General features: G+C 62.7%; 17 protein-coding genes and 1 pseudogene. All 18 read left to right on the plus strand.

Annotation, left to right across the window (positions count from 1 at the left end):
- Positions 1 to 52 precede the first annotated feature (52 nt).
- The gene (locus AAFP29_RS12330) at positions 53 to 1,459 is read left to right on the plus strand and encodes a glycosyltransferase 87 family protein (protein ID WP_419217653.1); all 1,407 of its coding nucleotides are present in this window, start codon (positions 53 to 55) and stop codon (positions 1,457 to 1,459) included.
- Positions 1,460 to 1,472: 13 nt separating this feature from the next.
- On the plus strand, positions 1,473 to 1,889 hold the full coding sequence (locus AAFP29_RS12335) for a TIGR02611 family protein (RefSeq protein WP_419217654.1): 417 nt from the start codon (positions 1,473 to 1,475) through the stop codon (positions 1,887 to 1,889).
- A gap of 122 nt (positions 1,890 to 2,011) precedes the next feature.
- Positions 2,012 to 4,072: a threonine--tRNA ligase gene (gene thrS / locus AAFP29_RS12340; RefSeq protein WP_419217655.1), complete on the plus strand. Its 2,061-nt coding sequence runs from the start codon at positions 2,012 to 2,014 to the stop codon at positions 4,070 to 4,072.
- Positions 4,065 to 4,628 (plus strand): HIT family protein, encoded by a 564-nt coding sequence (locus AAFP29_RS12345; RefSeq protein WP_419217656.1) that lies wholly within the window; start codon positions 4,065 to 4,067, stop codon positions 4,626 to 4,628. The genes thrS and AAFP29_RS12345 overlap by 8 nt, the downstream gene beginning before the upstream one ends.
- Complete coding sequence (gene pgsA / locus AAFP29_RS12350) at positions 4,622 to 5,305, plus strand: phosphatidylinositol phosphate synthase (protein WP_419217657.1); 684 nt, start codon at positions 4,622 to 4,624, stop codon at positions 5,303 to 5,305. The genes AAFP29_RS12345 and pgsA overlap by 7 nt, the downstream gene beginning before the upstream one ends.
- On the plus strand, positions 5,305 to 6,267 hold the full coding sequence (locus AAFP29_RS12355; RefSeq protein WP_419217658.1) for a phosphatidylinositol mannoside acyltransferase: 963 nt from the start codon (positions 5,305 to 5,307) through the stop codon (positions 6,265 to 6,267). The genes pgsA and AAFP29_RS12355 overlap by 1 nt, the downstream gene beginning before the upstream one ends.
- Positions 6,264 to 7,388, plus strand: a complete 1,125-nt coding sequence (locus AAFP29_RS12360; protein ID WP_419217659.1) for a glycosyltransferase family 4 protein — start codon at positions 6,264 to 6,266, stop codon at positions 7,386 to 7,388. The genes AAFP29_RS12355 and AAFP29_RS12360 overlap by 4 nt, the downstream gene beginning before the upstream one ends.
- 17 nt (positions 7,389 to 7,405) lie before the next feature.
- On the plus strand, positions 7,406 to 7,909 hold the full coding sequence (locus tag AAFP29_RS12365) for an NUDIX hydrolase (RefSeq protein ID WP_419218087.1): 504 nt from the start codon (positions 7,406 to 7,408) through the stop codon (positions 7,907 to 7,909).
- A gap of 162 nt (positions 7,910 to 8,071) precedes the next feature.
- A complete protein-coding gene (pdxS, locus tag AAFP29_RS12370; protein WP_419218088.1) occupies positions 8,072 to 8,977 on the plus strand; it encodes a pyridoxal 5'-phosphate synthase lyase subunit PdxS in 906 nt (301 codons plus the stop codon).
- A 67-nt stretch (positions 8,978 to 9,044) separates the two neighbouring features.
- Positions 9,045 to 9,818, plus strand: a pseudogene (locus tag AAFP29_RS12375) (PP2C family protein-serine/threonine phosphatase); the annotation flags it as partial.
- Positions 9,819 to 10,150: 332 nt separating this feature from the next.
- Positions 10,151 to 10,873: a hypothetical protein gene (locus tag AAFP29_RS12380; protein WP_419217660.1), complete on the plus strand. Its 723-nt coding sequence runs from the start codon at positions 10,151 to 10,153 to the stop codon at positions 10,871 to 10,873.
- A gap of 165 nt (positions 10,874 to 11,038) precedes the next feature.
- Entirely contained in the window at positions 11,039 to 11,554 is a 516-nt protein-coding gene (locus tag AAFP29_RS12385) for a response regulator transcription factor (RefSeq protein WP_419217661.1), read from the plus strand.
- Positions 11,555 to 11,617: 63 nt separating this feature from the next.
- Positions 11,618 to 12,475 carry an acyl-CoA thioesterase gene (locus AAFP29_RS12390; protein ID WP_419217662.1) on the plus strand — a complete coding sequence of 286 codons (858 nt, stop codon included), beginning with the start codon at positions 11,618 to 11,620 and terminating at the stop codon, positions 12,473 to 12,475.
- Complete coding sequence (gene pdxT / locus AAFP29_RS12395; protein WP_419217663.1) at positions 12,472 to 13,173, plus strand: pyridoxal 5'-phosphate synthase glutaminase subunit PdxT; 702 nt, start codon at positions 12,472 to 12,474, stop codon at positions 13,171 to 13,173. The genes AAFP29_RS12390 and pdxT overlap by 4 nt, the downstream gene beginning before the upstream one ends.
- 95 nt (positions 13,174 to 13,268) lie before the next feature.
- Positions 13,269 to 14,024, plus strand: a complete 756-nt coding sequence (locus AAFP29_RS12400) for a YebC/PmpR family DNA-binding transcriptional regulator (RefSeq protein ID WP_419217664.1) — start codon at positions 13,269 to 13,271, stop codon at positions 14,022 to 14,024.
- 178 nt (positions 14,025 to 14,202) lie between these two features.
- Entirely contained in the window at positions 14,203 to 14,781 is a 579-nt protein-coding gene (gene ruvC, locus AAFP29_RS12405; RefSeq protein ID WP_419217665.1) for a crossover junction endodeoxyribonuclease RuvC, read from the plus strand.
- Complete coding sequence (gene ruvA / locus AAFP29_RS12410) at positions 14,778 to 15,383, plus strand: Holliday junction branch migration protein RuvA (RefSeq protein ID WP_419217666.1); 606 nt, start codon at positions 14,778 to 14,780, stop codon at positions 15,381 to 15,383. The genes ruvC and ruvA overlap by 4 nt, the downstream gene beginning before the upstream one ends.
- Positions 15,383 to 16,477, plus strand: coding sequence for a Holliday junction branch migration DNA helicase RuvB (gene ruvB, locus AAFP29_RS12415; protein ID WP_419217667.1), 1,095 nt, complete (start codon positions 15,383 to 15,385; stop codon positions 16,475 to 16,477). The genes ruvA and ruvB overlap by 1 nt, the downstream gene beginning before the upstream one ends.
- Positions 16,478 to 16,547 lie beyond the last annotated feature (70 nt).

Genomic DNA, 16,547 nt, shown 5'->3' on the forward strand with positions numbered 1-16,547 from the left:
TCTGCCGTCGTGGCGGGGACGTTTTCGGCAGGCTGCGGCGTATTCTCACACCGTGTCCCACGCCAGATCGCGGGTTGAGGGCTCGGTCGACCGAGCGCAAATCTCGCTGAGTTGGCAGGTCGTTGCCGGATTTGCTGCCGTTGCCGGACTCGTCGCTATCTGGCAGGTCACCGCCATCGAGATGAACAATCAGTTCTACGGGCTGTTCCAGAACTACACCGATCTGAAGGTCTACCGAGCGGGTGGGCGCACCGTAATCTACGGTGTCTCGCTCTACGGCGGACCGGTGCTGTGGCATCTCGACTTCACGTATCCGCCGATAGCGGCGATCGCCTTTATTCCGCTTGCGACAATGAGTATGGCCAATGCGGCGTTGACCTGGTGGATCGCGACGTATTTCGCCCTAGTTGCGGTTATCGTGCTGTCTTTTCGCAGTCTCGGCTACCGGGTCGATGCCAGAATGTATTGGGCCGCAGCCTTTCTCGCAATCGCAGTCACCGCGCTTGAACCGGTCCGCACGACCATTTGGCTCGGGCAGATCAACGTCTTCCTGGTCCTGTTGGTCGTCGCCGACCTCGTGCGCCGACGATCCGGCGATTCGGGGCGTTGGCGCGGTTTCGGGACTGGGCTCGCCGCCGGACTGAAGCTAACGCCGGGCTTCTTCTTGATCTATCTCGCCGCGACAAGGCAGTGGCGAGCTTGTATAACCGCTGCCACGACACTGGCCGCGACCGTCGCCATCGGTTTCGCAGTCATCCCGCACGACGCGTGGTCCTACTGGACGCAGGATGTCAGCGGTGCACAACGTGTCGGCCGGGTCGACTCACCGGCAAACCAATCTGTGCACGGGTTTCTGTCCCAACTGACGGCCTATTTCGATATCCGGCGCTACCTGGTTCACCAAGACGTCGGCCCGTCTGCCTTCGACGCGCCACGTTGGCTCTGGATCAGTGCGGCGTTGGCCGTTGCGGTAGTGGCACTTTGGGCTGCGGTGAGGGCGTACCGCACCGGCCGTGAACTCCTCGCCGTGACTATCGTCGGTATGACATCGTGTGCCGTCTCGCCGTTCGCGTGGGGGCATCACTGGGTGTGGTTTGTTCCGCTGCTCGTAATAGCGCTCGACGTCGTCTATCGCAGATGGCTTGCGCGCCAACGTCGTTGGTGGCTGTTCCTGGCGCTGCCGATCGGCCTGGTCGGCCTCAGTTTCACTTATGTGTACAACTGGTTCGATTCCGGGCGCCACCTCACCTCGGACCATGCGATCGCGCTTGGCTTGTTCATGATGCCGCGCTACTCGTCGTCGAATTGGTGGAATATCCCGCCCGCCTTGCTCTATTCCGGCTGTTACCTCTTGGTGTTGGGCGCCACCGTGGTGTTGACGTTGGTCTGCGTCCGGACGAGCGGACCGGCAACGCGAGACGACGAAGCAGCCGTCGCGGAGACTGTTCCGACGCCGTAGCTAACCTGGCTCCATGTCTGCGTGGACTTCAATCCGAATTCGAGCTCGCAAATTTCGCTATGTCGTGCACTCCAATCCCAAGCTGAATCTGGCCTATCGCATCTGCGTCGGCGTCGTTGGTGCTGCGGTGCTGGTCGTCGGGTTTGTCACCATCCCGTATCCCGGACCCGGCTGGCTGATTGTCTTCCTCGGATTGGCCATCCTGGCATCGGAATTCGCCTGGGCGCATCGCCTGCTGCATTTCGCGCGCGGAAAGTACGACGCCTGGCTGGACTGGATGAAGCGTCAACCCCTCTGGGTGCAGGGCCTTTTCGGGCTGGCCACCTGTGCGATCGTGGTTGTCACCCTGTGGCTATTCGGGATGTGGTCGATGGTCGGCGGTTGGTTCGGCATCGACGCCGCGTGGCTGGACAGCCCGATCTTCGACTGAACTCACAATGCGCCGCGAGTCCGCCCGGCGTGCGCAGATACCATACTGTGCAGGCATCGTCGTCGGCGATGCGTGTTCTGCCGCGTGTGAAACGTGGCCCGTTCCTCTAAGGAGTGTCACCAGTGCCCGACCACCAGATAGTCACCAGCGCAGCCACGATCCGTGTGCCAGCCGGGACTACCGCGGGCACCGCGCTGCGCGAACTGGACTTCCCGAACAAGGGCCCACAGGCCGTTGTCGTGGTGCGTGACCCAGAGGGAAAACTGCGGGACCTATCGTGGGCGCCCGACCTCGACACCGACGTCGAGGCAGTGACCGCGGATACCGAAGACGGCCGCAGTGTGATCCGGCATTCCGCCGCACATGTGCTTGCTCAGGCTGTGCAAGACATCTTCCCTGAGGCCAAACTCGGCATCGGTCCGCCCATTCGCGATGGCTTCTACTATGACTTCGACGTCACCGATCCGTTTACCCCAGAAGATCTGGCCAAACTCGAGAAGAAGATGAAGCAGATCATCAAGTCGGGTCAGCGATTTTCCCGTCGTGTGTACGACTCACTCGACGAGGCGAAGGCCGAGTTGGCGAATGAGCCGTACAAGCTTGAATTGGTCGACGACAAGGGTGCGGGCGACGATCCGGAGGTGATGGAAGTCGGTGGGGGAGAACTCACCGCGTACGACAACCTCAATCCCCGCACCGGAGAACGTATCTGGGGCGACCTGTGCCGCGGCCCGCATGTGCCGACCACGAAATACATCCCGGCCGTCAAACTGACCCGGTCGTCGGCGGCGTATTGGCGCGGCGATCAGAACAACGCCGATCTTCAGCGCGTCTACGGCACCGCGTGGGAGTCGGCCGAGGCCCTCGAGGCCCATCTTGCCCTCCTCGCCGAGGCAGAGCGTCGAGACCACCGCAAACTCGGTCTGGAACTCGACCTCTTCTCCTTCCCCGACGAACTGGGGTCGGGTCTGCCGGTCTTTCACCCGAAAGGCGGCCTGATTCGTAAAGAGCTGGAAGAGTATTCGCGGCAACGGCACGTCGCCGCCGGGTATGAGTTCGTCAATACTCCGCATATCACCAAGGGCCACCTGTTCGAGGTCTCTGGTCACCTCGACTGGTACCGCGACGGCATGTTCCCCGCTATGCACCTCGACGCCGAGTACAACGAGGACGGCACGGTCCGCAAACCCGGCCAGGACTACTACGTCAAGCCGATGAACTGCCCGATGCACAATTTGATCTTCCGCTCCCGCGGACGGTCGTATCGTGAACTGCCGCTTAGGCTTTTCGAGTTCGGTTCGGTCTATCGATACGAGAAGTCCGGCGTGGTGCACGGGTTGACCCGCGTGCGCGGTATGACGCAGGACGACGCGCATATCTACTGCACCAAAGAGCAGATGCACGACGAACTCACCAAGACCCTGCAGTTCGTACTAGACCTCCTTTCCGACTACGGCCTCGACGACTTCTATCTGGAACTCTCGACGAAGGATCCGGAGAAGTTCGTCGGCTCCGACGAGATTTGGGAGGAGGCCACCGAGACGCTGTCGAAGGTTGCCTCAGCTTCGGGGTTGGAATTGGTCCCCGATCCGGGCGGCGCGGCGTTCTACGGGCCGAAGATCTCTGTGCAGGCCAAGGACGCGCTTGGGCGAACCTGGCAGATGTCGACCATCCAGCTCGACTTCAACCTGCCCGAACGGTTCAACCTCGAATACACCGGCTCCGATGGCACCAAACAACGACCGGTGATGATTCACCGAGCTCTGTTCGGGTCGATCGAGCGCTTCTTCGGCGTGCTCACCGAGCACTATGCCGGCGCCTTCCCGGCGTGGCTCTCACCGGTCCAAGTGGTGGGCATCCCGGTCGCTGAGGCCTTTTCGGACCACCTGCAACGGGCGGTTGATCAGTTGAAGGACAAGGGTATTCGCGCGGAAGTCGACTATTCCGACGACCGGATGCAGAAGAAGATCCGCACACACACCACCGGCAAGGTGCCGTTCATGCTGCTTGCCGGCGAACGCGACGTCGAAGCCGGCGCCGTCAGCTTCCGGTTCCGCGACGGCACTCAGATTAACGGCGTGCCGATCGCCGACGCCGTCGAGAAGATCGCCGCCTGGGTGGCATCGCGCCGAAACGAATCGCCGTCGGCGGACCTGCTCGCCCCCGAGGTTGAGAATGCCTGACATCCCCGACGCGTACAACGCGCTTCGCGATAGCGGCACAGGCAAACCCGATCACCTGCAACGGTTGTGGTCACCCCATCGGCTGACCTACATCACCTCCGAGCCGACACCGGCCAGCACCACCGGCCACCCGTTCCTCGACATTCCCGCCATGAACGACGAGGACGGGCTGATCGTGGCGCGTGGCGAGTCGGTGTACGCCGTTCTCAATTTGTACCCGTACAACCCGGGCCACACGATGATCGTGCCCTATCGGCAGGTAGCCGATTTGGAGGCGCTCACCGCCGAGGAATCGTCGGAATTGATGGCGTTCACCCAGCGGATCATCGCGGTGGTCAAGAAGGTCTCCAATCCGGACGCGTTTAATGTCGGGCTCAATTTGGGGCGCTCGGCTGGTGGCTCGCTGTCCGAGCACTTGCACCAGCATGTGGTGCCGCGCTGGGCGGGCGACGCCAATTTCATCACGGTGATCGGCGAGACCAAAGTCATGCCGCAGCTGCTCCGCGACACCCGCGCACTGCTCGCGCAGGCATGGCAGGATCAGACTTCGTGCTGAGTATTCTCGGGCGAGCCTCGGTGTCGAAGGTGACACTGCCGATGGGCCGGGCATTGCTGCGTACCGGATTGACCCCGGACGCGATGACGCTCATCGGCACCGTTGCCTCCATTGCCGCGGCGGTGACCCTTTTCCCCACCGGTCATCTGTTCTGGGGCACGATGGTCATCTGGTTCTTCGTGATGTTCGACATGCTCGACGGTGCGATGGCCCGTGCCCGGGGCGGAGGTACCCGCTTCGGCGCTGTCCTGGACGCAACCTGCGACCGCATCGCCGATGGTGCGATCTTCGCGGGACTCGGGTGGTGGTGCATTGTGACCGAACCGCATCAATGGCTGTTTGTCGCCACGTTGATCTGCCTGGTGACCTCACAGGTGATCTCCTATGCGAAGGCCCGAGCCGAGGCCAGCGGACTCAACGGTGACGGCGGGCTGATTGAACGCCCCGACCGTCTGATCATTGTGCTGGTCGGCGCTGGCGTGACCGGGATGGGTTTGTGGTGGGCCATTCACGTCGCCATGTGGCTACTCGCGGTGCTCAGTGTGATTACGGTGGGTCAGCGGATGCTGTCGATCGCGCGCTCACCCGGCGCGCGCGACCTGATCCCACTTGCCGCACCGGCAGATGCGGAGAAGTCTGATACGCCAGGCGACTCCGTCGGCGACGGTACTAACTGATGGCTCGGATCCCCGGACTCGGGCCGGTACGGGAAACCCTCACCGATGCCGGCTACCGCGCGGGCTGGGCTGCTATCCGCTACGCGCCGGATAGCCTGGCGCGCAAGGCATTCGGCAACGTGGGGGAGTTCTTCGGTACCCGAGATGGCGGACCGGATCAGTTGCGGCGCAACCTGTCCCGCGTTCTCGGCGTTCCGGCAGATGAGGTCCCCGACGATCTGATGGCGGCCTCAATGGCCTCATACGCCAGATATTGGTACGAGGCTTTTCGGCTGCCGTCAATGGATTTCGCGACCGCCGCCGCCAACGTCCACATCGCCGACGAGGAGGTCGCGGGATTCTCCGCCGAACTCGACAAGGGCAAAGGTTTGATCTTCGCGTTGCCGCACAGCGGCAACTACGACATGGCCGGCGTGTGGTTGGTCCAGCTTTTCGGCACTTTCGCCACAGTCGCCGAACGGCTCAAACCGGAATCACTGTTCCGGCGGTTCGTCGAGTACCGGGAAAGCCTGGGCTTCGAGATCTTCCCGCTGACCGGCGGTGAACAGCCGCCGTTCGCGCAATTGGCTGATCGGTTGCGCGACGGCAAGATTATCTGCCTGATGGGGGAACGGGACCTCACCCGCAAAGGTGTGCCGGTCACCATGTTCGGGGAGCCGACGCGAATGCCGGCGGGAGCCGCGAAACTCGCCATCGACACCGGTGCCGCGCTGATGCCGGTACATCACTGGTTCACCGAAGGGGCGACGTCGAGGCTCACCGTCGGCGCCGCATTGGACACCTCCGATGGAGTTGCCGCGACCACCCAGCGGCTGGCCGATGCGTTTGCCACGAATATCGCGGCCCATCCCGCCGATTGGCATATGCTGCAACCGTTTTGGGAAGCTGATTGGTCGCAGGAACGCCGTGAACGCCTCGCGAATCCGGGTCGCGGGGGCAACGCAGGCGGGGCGTCGTCGTGAGAATCGGCATGGTCTGTCCGTATTCCTTCGACATTCCCGGCGGCGTACAAGCGCATGTCGTGGAGTTGGCGCAGGTGTTCATCGAACGCGGTCACGAGGTTAGCGTTCTCGCGCCGGCGGGTGCCGATACCGTATTGCCCGACTACGTGGTCTCGGCCGGGCCAGCCCTGGCGATCCCGTACAACGGATCGGTATCGCGGGTGAATTTCAGTCCGACCGGATATCGCCGTCTGCGACGGTGGATCGCCGAGAACCACTTCGACGTGATGCATGTGCACGAGCCCAATTCACCGTCGATTTCGATGTTGTCGTTGATGGTCGCCGATGGACCAATCGTGACAACATTTCATACGGCTACCACGAAGTCGTTGTGGCTCAGTACTTTTCAGAGTGTTCTACGGCCGTACCATGAGCGCATCTCGGGCAAGATCGCGGTGAGTGAACTCGCTAGACGCTGGCAGATGGAGTCGCTGGGCTCGGACGCCGTGGAGATTCCGAACGGAATAAACGTGCCGATGTTCGCCGATGCGAAACCACTGGAGGGTTATCCACGACCCGGCCGTACGGTGCTGTTCCTCGGACGCTACGACGAGCCGCGCAAAGGTATCGACATCCTGATGCGGGCACTGCCGGCCGTCGTCGATAAGTTTCCCGACCTTCGGGTTCTCATTGTCGGTGGCGGCAACGAACGCGCATTGACACGGCGGGCCGGCGATCTGGCCAGCCATTTGGTGTTCCTCGGCCAAGTTGACGACGAGACCAAAGCCCGCGCACTGGCCTCGACCGATGTGTACTGCGCTCCCAATCTCGGTGGCGAGAGTTTCGGCATTGTGCTGGTTGAGGCGATGGCCGCCCGGGCCGCGGTGGTCGCCAGTGATCTGAACGCCTTCGCGCGCGTCCTCGATGGCGGACGGGCCGGGAAACTGGTCACCACTGGATCCGGGGAAGCGCTGGGCGCGACGCTCATCGAACTGCTTTCCGACGACGCCGCGCGCGCCGAACTGGTGGAATCCGCCTTCTCCCACGCGTGGCGCTATGACTGGTCGCAGGTCGCCGATCAGATCATGCGCGTGTATGAGACGGTGACGCTTGGAGCGGGACCAGTCCAGGTAGTCGACTAGTGGCCTCGATATTCACCATCACCGCGCTGATCGTCGCCGGGGTCGTCGTGGTGTTGGCTCTCGGCTGGGCTTACCGCACCGCGCATCGCCTCGACCGACTTAATGTCCGAGTTGACCTCGCCCGGCAGTCCCTGTTGTCGTCGCTGGACCGTCGCGCCGTCGTAGCGCGCACCATCGGGGCGGCGCTGCGGGACGGAAGTGATGCCGACCGGGCAGCGATGGGACGTGACCTCGTGATTGCCGCGGACCGCGCCGAGGCTGCGGACGAGGACGCGCGAGAGACTGCGGAGAATCACCTGTCGTCGATTTTGGGACGGATCGAAGTCGGTGCTCGACCGGTGGCACTCGCCACGGAGTTGGCCGACGCCGAGACACGGGTGATGATGGCTCGTCGCTTCTACAACGACGCCGTACGGGATACCCGTAGCCTGGCACAACGACGTTTGGTTCGTTGGCTGCGACTGGCCGGTCGAGCACCTATCCCGCGCTATTTTGAGATCATCGAGCGCGTAACGCCCTGACGAGCGGTGTCCGCTTATGAACGACGCACAACGCTGGCCTAAACTTGATGGGGCCACTCTGTCACCGGGTGGGTACCCCACAAGTCGAAGTCCACTACTCCAGGAGTTACCACAGTGAGCGATATCCAGTCAGGGGCGCAGCCCGGACCGGACACCCCGACCATTCTCGGCGCCGACGGCGGCACCGGCGGCGCGGGAACGGCTCGGGTCAAGCGGGGCATGGCTGAAATGCTCAAGGGCGGCGTCATCATGGACGTTGTCACTCCGGAACAGGCGAAGATCGCCGAGGATGCCGGCGCTGTCGCGGTAATGGCACTCGAGCGCGTGCCAGCCGACATTCGGGCGCAAGGCGGCGTCTCGCGGATGAGCGACCCGGATATGGTCGACGGGATTATTAATACCGTGTCGATCCCGGTGATGGCCAAGGCGCGAATCGGCCATTTCGTCGAAGCTCAGATCCTGCAGAGTCTCGGCGTCGATTACATCGACGAGTCCGAGGTGCTTACCCCGGCCGACTATGCCAACCACATCGATAAGTGGCGATTCACCGTGCCATTCGTCTGTGGCGCAACGAATCTGGGTGAGGCCCTGCGGCGCATCACCGAAGGCGCGGCAATGATCCGCTCGAAGGGCGAAGCCGGTACCGGCGATGTGTCGAACGCTACAACGCATATGCGCAAGATCCGTGACGAGATCCGCCGGCTGACGTCTCTCCCGGAAGACGAGTTATACGTCGCCGCAAAGGAATTGCAGGCTCCCTATGATCTCGTCGTCGAGGTGGCCAAGGCCGGGAAACTTCCGGTCACACTGTTCACCGCGGGCGGTATCGCTACGCCGGCTGACGCCGCGATGATGATGCAGCTCGGTGCCGAAGGCGTCTTCGTCGGTTCCGGAATCTTCAAGTCGGGCAATCCCGAACAGCGCGCGGCGGCGATCGTTCAGGCCACCACTTTCTACGATGATCCCGATGTCTTGGCCAAGGTTTCTCGTGGACTTGGTGAGGCGATGGTTGGCATTAACGTCGACGACATTCCGCAACCGCACCGCCTTTCAGAGCGCGGCTGGTAATTCATTCGTGATAATTCACGGTGGTAATCGTCTGGCGCAGTTGTCGCATGAGTAGGATCTGCTGATCATGACAGCGGCACATATCGTGCGGGACGACACCGCAACCGGATCTGATGTCGTCGGCGGGCTGCGGCTCGACTGGTCCGCGGCATGCAACGTCGGACGCGTCCGTGAGGCGAATGAGGATGCCGCGCTGGTTCTGCCGGGACGATTCCTCCTCGCCGATGGTATGGGCGGACATGAGAGCGGAGAACTGGCCAGCGAGGCAGCGCTACTCACTCTCTCGGCCACGCCGCAATTCGGTGACCAAGACGGGACCCGCGACGAACTCGAAGGTCTGCTACGTCAGGCACAGCAGGCCATCAGTGATATCGACTCGGAAAGTAGCCGCCGTGCGGGTACCACTGCGACCGGTGCCGTACTGGTGACCTACTCGGAGGAGCCGCACTGGCTGGTGTTCAACATCGGTGACTCGCGGACCTACTGCTCGCGTGGTGGGCTTCTCGAACAGGTCACCATCGATCATTCGCAGGTTCAGGAATTCGTTGACGCCGGATTCATGACACCTGATCAGGCACGTGTCGACCCGCGCCGCAATGTGATCACTCGTGCGCTTGGTGCGGGGATGTCCGAACCGCAAGCCGATTTCTTCGCTTTCCAGACCGAACCCGGCGACAAACTGTTGATCTGTTCGGATGGATTGACCGGGGAACTACCTGACGAAGAGCTCACCGAACTGCTGAACTCTGCCGCGACACCGGCCGAGGCCGTCGACACGCTCGTTGACGCGGCCCTGGCATTGGGTGCTCATGACAATGTGACCGTGATCGTGGTGTCGGTATCCGCAGCCGACGAGGCTGAACCGAGTGATGTCGACTCAAGTGTGGTGGAATCGGGCAACGTCGACACTCAGGAGTCCGAACCAGCTGACGTCGACACCGACGCGCTGGAGGAAGAAGCCACCGAAGCGGTTGACGATTCGAGTGACGACGTTGAAGCGGATAACGTTGAAGCGGATAACGTTGAAGCGGATAACGTTGAAGCGGATAGCGATGAAGCCGAAAACGACTCCGGCGCCGACTCGGACACAGAGGGCGGGGAAGCCGATGCCGTTGACGAGTCGGTAGCCGCCGAACACGTCGAGAGCGATGACCCGCGTGGTGGCGCAGCCAGATGAGTTCTGATGGAACCGGTACCTATGTTGAGTACTGCGGCGAGCGTTTCCCGCTGCTACCCGAGAACCGGTTCTTCATCGGTCGCGAGGCCGACCTATCGGTAGACAACAACCCGTATTTGCATCGTCGCTTCCTCGTGCTGCACTACGAGGGCGGAATGTGGTGGTTGTCGAACCTGGGCTCACACCTGTCGGCGAGTATCTCTGCTGGCGATGTGGGGTTTTCCGGGGTTGTCGGTCCCGGCGCGCGGATGCCGCTCGTATTCGGTAAGACGACAGTCGTGTTCACCGCCGGCCCGACGACCTACGAACTCGATGTGTTCGCCGGTACACCCGGCGTCGACGAGGTGACGCAGCCATACATCAAACTTGGCCAGACAACCGTCGGAGTGCCGAAACTGACGGAGTCGCAAAAGGTTCTGATCGTTGTGCTGGCTGAACAGATCCTCCGTCGTGACGGCACGGGATCCAGCGCGATCCCATCGTCGGCCCAAGCTGCCGCGCGGCTGGGGTGGTCATTGACCAAATTCAATCGCAAACTCGACAACGTCTGCGACAAACTCGATCAACTCGGTGTGTCGGGTATGCGTGGCGGCGGGGGCAAACTCGCCAGCAACCGTCGGACGAAACTCGTGGAATACGCGATCGCATCCCGTGTGGTCACTCGCGATGATCTGCCGCTGATCGACGAGGAAGCGGACCGCAACGCCAAGGGCGCGTAGCGTCTCTCTGCCATATTTACCCTATCTGACCTGCATATATGTCATGGGTAGTTCTCCCCATCGACGGTCGTGGCGATTTCTCATAACGTTCTCACCAACACCAGCAATCAACTGCTCGCCACGTCAAAGGCGTTGGGGCACAACACGGTAGTGAGGATGAGAGAAATGACCGCAGCCATGATCTCGCAGGGGTACACCAGCGCCGCCATCGAACAGAGCGCTCGTCGTAGTGCCGAGTCGGTTAGACGTCGCGAGGAAGCGTTGGCGCGCTTGGCCGCTCGCCGTATGCAGTTACCGGGACAACAGTCGCCGGTGTGGCCGGCAACCGCCGGGCAACGTCGTCGGCCGCTACTGCGTGAGGTGAAAGTTCCTGTGTTAGAACATGATTCAATCGAGATCAATGACGCTGCCGACAATGCAGAGCGCGCCGGTTCGCACGTGCGTACCGATCTGCCCCGGCCGGTTCTGACGCCGCGGGAGGCCGAGGTGTTGCGCACTTGGTTGCTTGTCGACTCCAAGCCGGCGGTCGGTCAGGAACTGTTCATCTCACTCGGCACGGTCAACACTCACCTGACCCGGATTCGAGCGAAGTACGCGGAGATCGGTCGCCCGGCGCCGACCAAGGCATCGCTGGTCGCCCGTGCCGTGCAGGATGGCTTGATCTCGCTCGACGAACTGTAGTCCGCACCCGGGGGCGTGGGAGTTGGTTGCGCCCGCGGCGAGCGCGTAAGCGATACTGATCCGGTGGCAACCATTGAAGAAATTCTGCAGGTCGAGGCGATTGAGGCCGATATCTATCGCGGCCCATCCTTCCCCTCACACCTGCGTCGCACTTTCGGTGGGCAGGTTGCCGGGCAGGCTTTGATTTCGGCGACGCGCACGGTTTCCGATGAGTTCCACGTTCATTCGCTGCATGGCTACTTCCTGCGGCCGGGGGATCCCGATGTCCCCGCGGTATTTCTCGTCGATCGGATTCGCGACGGTAGATCCTTCGTCACGCGTCGGGTGACCGGCGTACAGCACGGCGAGGCGATCTTCACGATGTCGGCCTCGTTCCACGTACTCGGCGACGAGGGCATCGAACATCAGGACCGGATGCCCCCGGCCCCCGATCCGGACGGGCTGGTCAGTCGAGTCGAAGAGGCACCCGAACACTTGGCGTCGGTGCTGCGCGAATGGGAGAATTTCGATATCCGGGTGGTGCCACGCGATCAACTCTCGACGTCGGATTACTTTGCGGCACAACAACGAGTGTGGTTTCGGTATCGACATCGGCTGCCCGACGATCAGGTATTCCACGTCTGCACTCTCGCGTATATGTCCGACATGACCCTGCTCGGGTCGGCCAATGTCGTTCATCCCGGCATTCATCCGCAGGGTGCCTCACTTGACCACGCCATGTGGTTCATGCGACCGTTCCGGGCCGACGAATGGCTGCTTTACGACCAGACCTCGCCGTCGGCGGGGTCGGGCCGTGCGTTGACGCAGGGGCGGATCTTCGACCAGTCGGGGCGGATGGTCGCGGCGGTCACCCAGGAAGGGTTGGCCCGCACCGGTCGCAATCAGACTCTCGAACAGCAGATCGGCCGGGACGCCAAGTGACCCAACGTGAACAAGCGGGCGCATCCTCGCGTCCGTTGATCGGAGTGCTGGCGCTGCAGGGTGATGTACGCGAACATATCGCCGCGTTGCAGGCGAGCGGCGCCGATGCAATGGCGGTCCGGCGAGCCGGTGAACTCGACGAGATTGATGGCATTGTCCTGCCGGGCGGCGAGTCGACGACGGTGAGCAAGTTGCTCGGGGTCTTTGGCATGTTCGAGCCTTTGCGGGATAAGTTGCTCGACGGATTGCCGGCGTATGGTTCATGTGCGGGGATGATCATGCTCAGTTCGCGGATTCTGGACACCAGACCGGACGCGAGGCATCTCGACGTACTCGATATCACCGTGCGACGCAACGCTTTTGGCAGACAGGTCGCCTCCTTTGAGTCGGATATCGACTTCGTTGGAATCACCGACAAGCCGGGTGCGCCGAAGATGCGCGGGGTGTTCATCCGTGCGCCGTGGGTTGAAGAAGCCGGTGATGACGTGACTGTCCTGGCGCGGGTGCCCGATGGTGTCGCCGGGAGCGGAGCGAGCGGGACTGGTGCGGGTGTCGCCGGGAGCGGAGCGAGCGGGACTGGTGCGGCGGGCCGAATCGTCGCCGTCGAGCAGCGGAATGTGATCGCGACATCGTTTCATCCGGAGGTGACCGGCGACCGACGGGTGCACGAATACTTCGTCGCCAAGGTGCGTCGGTAAGATCACATAGGTTGACGCGCCGAAAGGCGCCCGAAAGTCAGGCCCGCCATGCGTCGTGCGGGTACTGAAGACGTGCGAGGGAAGGCGATAGCGCGATGAGTGGACATTCCAAGTGGGCCACGACCAAACACAAGAAGGCTGCAATCGATGCCAAGCGCGGCAAGATGTTCGCCAAATTGGTCAAGAACATTGAAGTCGCCGCGCGGACCGGCGGCGGTGATCCGGCGGGCAATCCCACGCTGTACGACGCTATCCAGAAGGCGAAGAAATCGTCGGTGCCCAACGACAACATCGAACGCGCCCGCAAGCGCGGCGGTGGTGAAGAGGCCGGCGGTGCCGACTGGCAGACCATTACGTACGAGGGCTATGGCCCCAATGGTGTTGCGGTACTGATCGAATGCCTCACCGACAACCGCAACCGCGCGGCCGGTGAAGTGCGAACCGCGATGACTCGCAACGGCGGCAATATGGCCGATCCCGGTTCGGTCTCCTACCTCTTCACTCGTCGGGGAGTGGTGACGCTGGAAAAGGGTGACCAGTCCGAGGACGACGTATTGATGGCAGTACTCGATGCCGGCGCCGAAGAAGTCAACGACCTCGGCGACACCTTCGAGGTGGTCTCCGAGCCGACCGATCTCGTCGCCGTGCGCACCGCGTTGCAGGAAGCCGGGATCGACTACGAATCCGCCGAAGCCGACTTCCGGGCATCGGTCGAGGTGCCCGTTGACGCCGATGGCGCGCGCAAGGTGTTCAAACTGATCGACGCGCTCGAAGACTCCGACGATGTGCAGAATGTCTACAGCAATGTCGATATCAGCGATGAGGTGCTGGCCGAACTCGACGCGGACTAGCGTCGGCGCAGCCGCGACCTGCTGATCCACCGAGAATCTCCTGCCGCGGCAGGGGATTCTCTTTGGCTTCGGGGGTGTTGGGTGGGCAGCAGCACAATGCGTGTTGCTCCCCTCGGCTGTCATACCCACCGGCTAGACTCTCGAACAGCTGTTCGCTTTGGAGTGTCGGAGGTGTGGTGTGCGGGTCATGGGTGTCGATCCCGGACTGACCAGGTGCGGTATCGCACTGGTCGAGTCAGGTGCGGGTCGGTCGGTCGTCGCACTCGACGTCGATGTGGTGCGTACACCGGCGGATATGGATCTGGCCGATCGGTTATTGGCCGTGCATACCGCTGCGGTCCACTGGATCAATACACATCGTCCCGACGTCGTCGCGGTTGAGCGGGTGTTCGCGCAGAATCAGGTGTCGACTGCGATGGGTACCGCGCAGGCGGCCGGAGTTGTCGCACTCGCGGCCGCACAGAATGAGATTCCGGTGCGGTTCCACACTCCGTCGGAAGTAAAGGCCGCGGTCACCGGATCGGGGCGCGCGGACAAAGCGCAGGTGACGTCGATGGTCACCCGAATACTCGGTATGCAGACGCGGCCCAAGCCGGCCGATGCCGCCGACGCACTCGCGTTGGCGATTACCCATTGCTGGCGCGGGCCGATGATGGAACGCATGGCGGAGGCCGAACGTCGGGCCAAGGTGGCGCAACGCCATCATCAACAACGCATCGCGCAGGCGCGCGCTGCTGCCCAGGAGGTACGAAAGTGATTGCGGCAGTGAGAGGTCCGGTGATGGACGTCGCGCTCGATCACGTCGTCGTGGACTGCGCGGGGGTTGGATATCGCGTCCTGGTGACGCCCCCGACGTTGTCGTCGGTGCATCGCGGCGCGGAGGTGACGTTACTCACGGCCATGATTGTGCGTGAGGACTCGATGACCCTCTACGGGTTCACCGACCCGGAATCGCGTGACCTGTTCGGATTGTTGCAGACGGTGACCGGCGTTGGGCCAAGGCTCGCGATGGCCACCCTTGCGGTTCTGGAACCGGAGGCTTTGCGTCGGGCACTGTCGGAATCCGACGTCAAAGCGCTGACTACGGTGCCGGGTATCGGCAAGCGCGTAGCGGAGCGGCTGGTCGTCGAATTGCGGGACAAGGTGACTGCGGTGGCAGCCGCGGGGGTATCCGGATCGATTGTCGCGCCGACCGGTTCGGTGGCCGAGCAGGTCACTGAAGCGCTTGTGGGACTTGGCTTTCCACTTGCCTCGGCAGAGAAGGCGGTGGCTGCGGTCCTTGCCGAGACGCCAGACGCCGATTCGGCTCACGCGCTGCGGGCGGGACTGTCGATACTCGGCAAGGGGAGTAGTCGGTAATGGACGCTGAACTTGAAGATGACGCCTGGTCCGACCGCACGGTGAACGCCGGTCGGGTCAGCTCAGACGGCGATCTGGATGCCAATCTCCGACCGCGATCACTGTCCGACTTCATCGGCCAGCCCAAGGTCCGCGAACAGCTGGAGCTGGTGCTGCACGGGGCCAAGGGACGCGGCGGCACACCCGATCACATCCTGTTGTCCGGTCCGCCCGGACTTGGCAAGACGTCGCTGGCGATGATTATCGCCAGCGAAATGGGTTCGGCCATCCGAGTCACCTCCGGCCCGGCACTCGAACGCGCGGGTGACCTGGCCGCGATGCTCTCGAATCTGGTCGAAGGTGACGTGCTGTTCATCGACGAAATTCACCGGATCGCCCGGCCCGCCGAGGAGATGCTTTATCTGGCGATGGAGGATTTCCGGGTTGACGTCGTCGTCGGCAAGGGGCCCGGAGCCACCTCAATTCCGCTCGACGTCGCACCATTTACGCTGGTGGGAGCTACAACCCGGTCTGGCTCGCTCACCGGGCCGCTGCGCGACCGGTTCGGTTTCACCGCGCATATGGAGTTCTACGAGACCGCCGAGTTGGTTCAGGTGCTTACCCGGTCGGCGCGGATTCTCGGTATCGAGATCGACGCGGCGTCGGCGTCGGAGATCGCCAGCCGCTCCCGTGGAACGCCACGTATCGCCAACCGGTTGCTGCGTCGGGTCCGCGACTTCGCCGAGGTCCGCGCCGACGGCACCATCACCGTCGCGATCGCACAGGCCGCATTGCAGGTTTACGACGTCGACGAACTCGGCCTCGACCGCCTCGACCGCGCGGTACTCGGCTCACTCGTGCGTGGATTCGGCGGGGGACCGGTCGGCGTATCGACGCTGGCGGTGGCAGTCGGTGAAGAACCGGCCACCGTCGAAGAAGTATGTGAACCATTTCTCGTTCGGGCGGGCATGATGGCGCGCACACCGCGCGGCCGGGTCGCGACAGCGGCGGCCTGGCATCACCTCGGATTGACGCCGCCGGCGGGTGCATTGAACGCGAGTTGGGGCGTACGGAGCCGGGAAGATCAGACCACCGCACTGTTCGACGCCGATTGAGCACCGCTCGCCAGGGCGGATGCAACACCGTCGGTGCTAGTCATGGCACACTGGTAGGCAGTGCGTCGCG

Origin of the sequence: Gordonia sp. CPCC 205333, from assembly GCF_048537885.1 — a bacterium.
Lineage (GTDB): Bacteria > Actinomycetota > Actinomycetes > Mycobacteriales > Mycobacteriaceae > Gordonia.

Bases quoted from the DNA above. Each gene is read 5' to 3' on its own strand.
- AAFP29_RS12335 (WP_419217654.1), top strand. From the start codon at position 1,473: ATGTCTGCGTGGACTTCAATCCGAATTCGAGCTCGCAAATTTCGCTAT.
- AAFP29_RS12345 (WP_419217656.1), top strand. From the start codon at position 4,065: ATGCCTGACATCCCCGACGCGTACAACGCGCTTCGCGATAGCGGCACA.
- AAFP29_RS12355 (WP_419217658.1), top strand. From the start codon at position 5,305: ATGGCTCGGATCCCCGGACTCGGGCCGGTACGGGAAACCCTCACCGAT.
- AAFP29_RS12380 (WP_419217660.1), top strand. From the start codon at position 10,151: ATGAGTTCTGATGGAACCGGTACCTATGTTGAGTACTGCGGCGAGCGT.
- AAFP29_RS12385 (WP_419217661.1), top strand. From the start codon at position 11,039: ATGACCGCAGCCATGATCTCGCAGGGGTACACCAGCGCCGCCATCGAA.
- AAFP29_RS12400 (WP_419217664.1), top strand. From the start codon at position 13,269: ATGAGTGGACATTCCAAGTGGGCCACGACCAAACACAAGAAGGCTGCA.
- ruvB (WP_419217667.1), top strand. From the start codon at position 15,383: ATGGACGCTGAACTTGAAGATGACGCCTGGTCCGACCGCACGGTGAAC.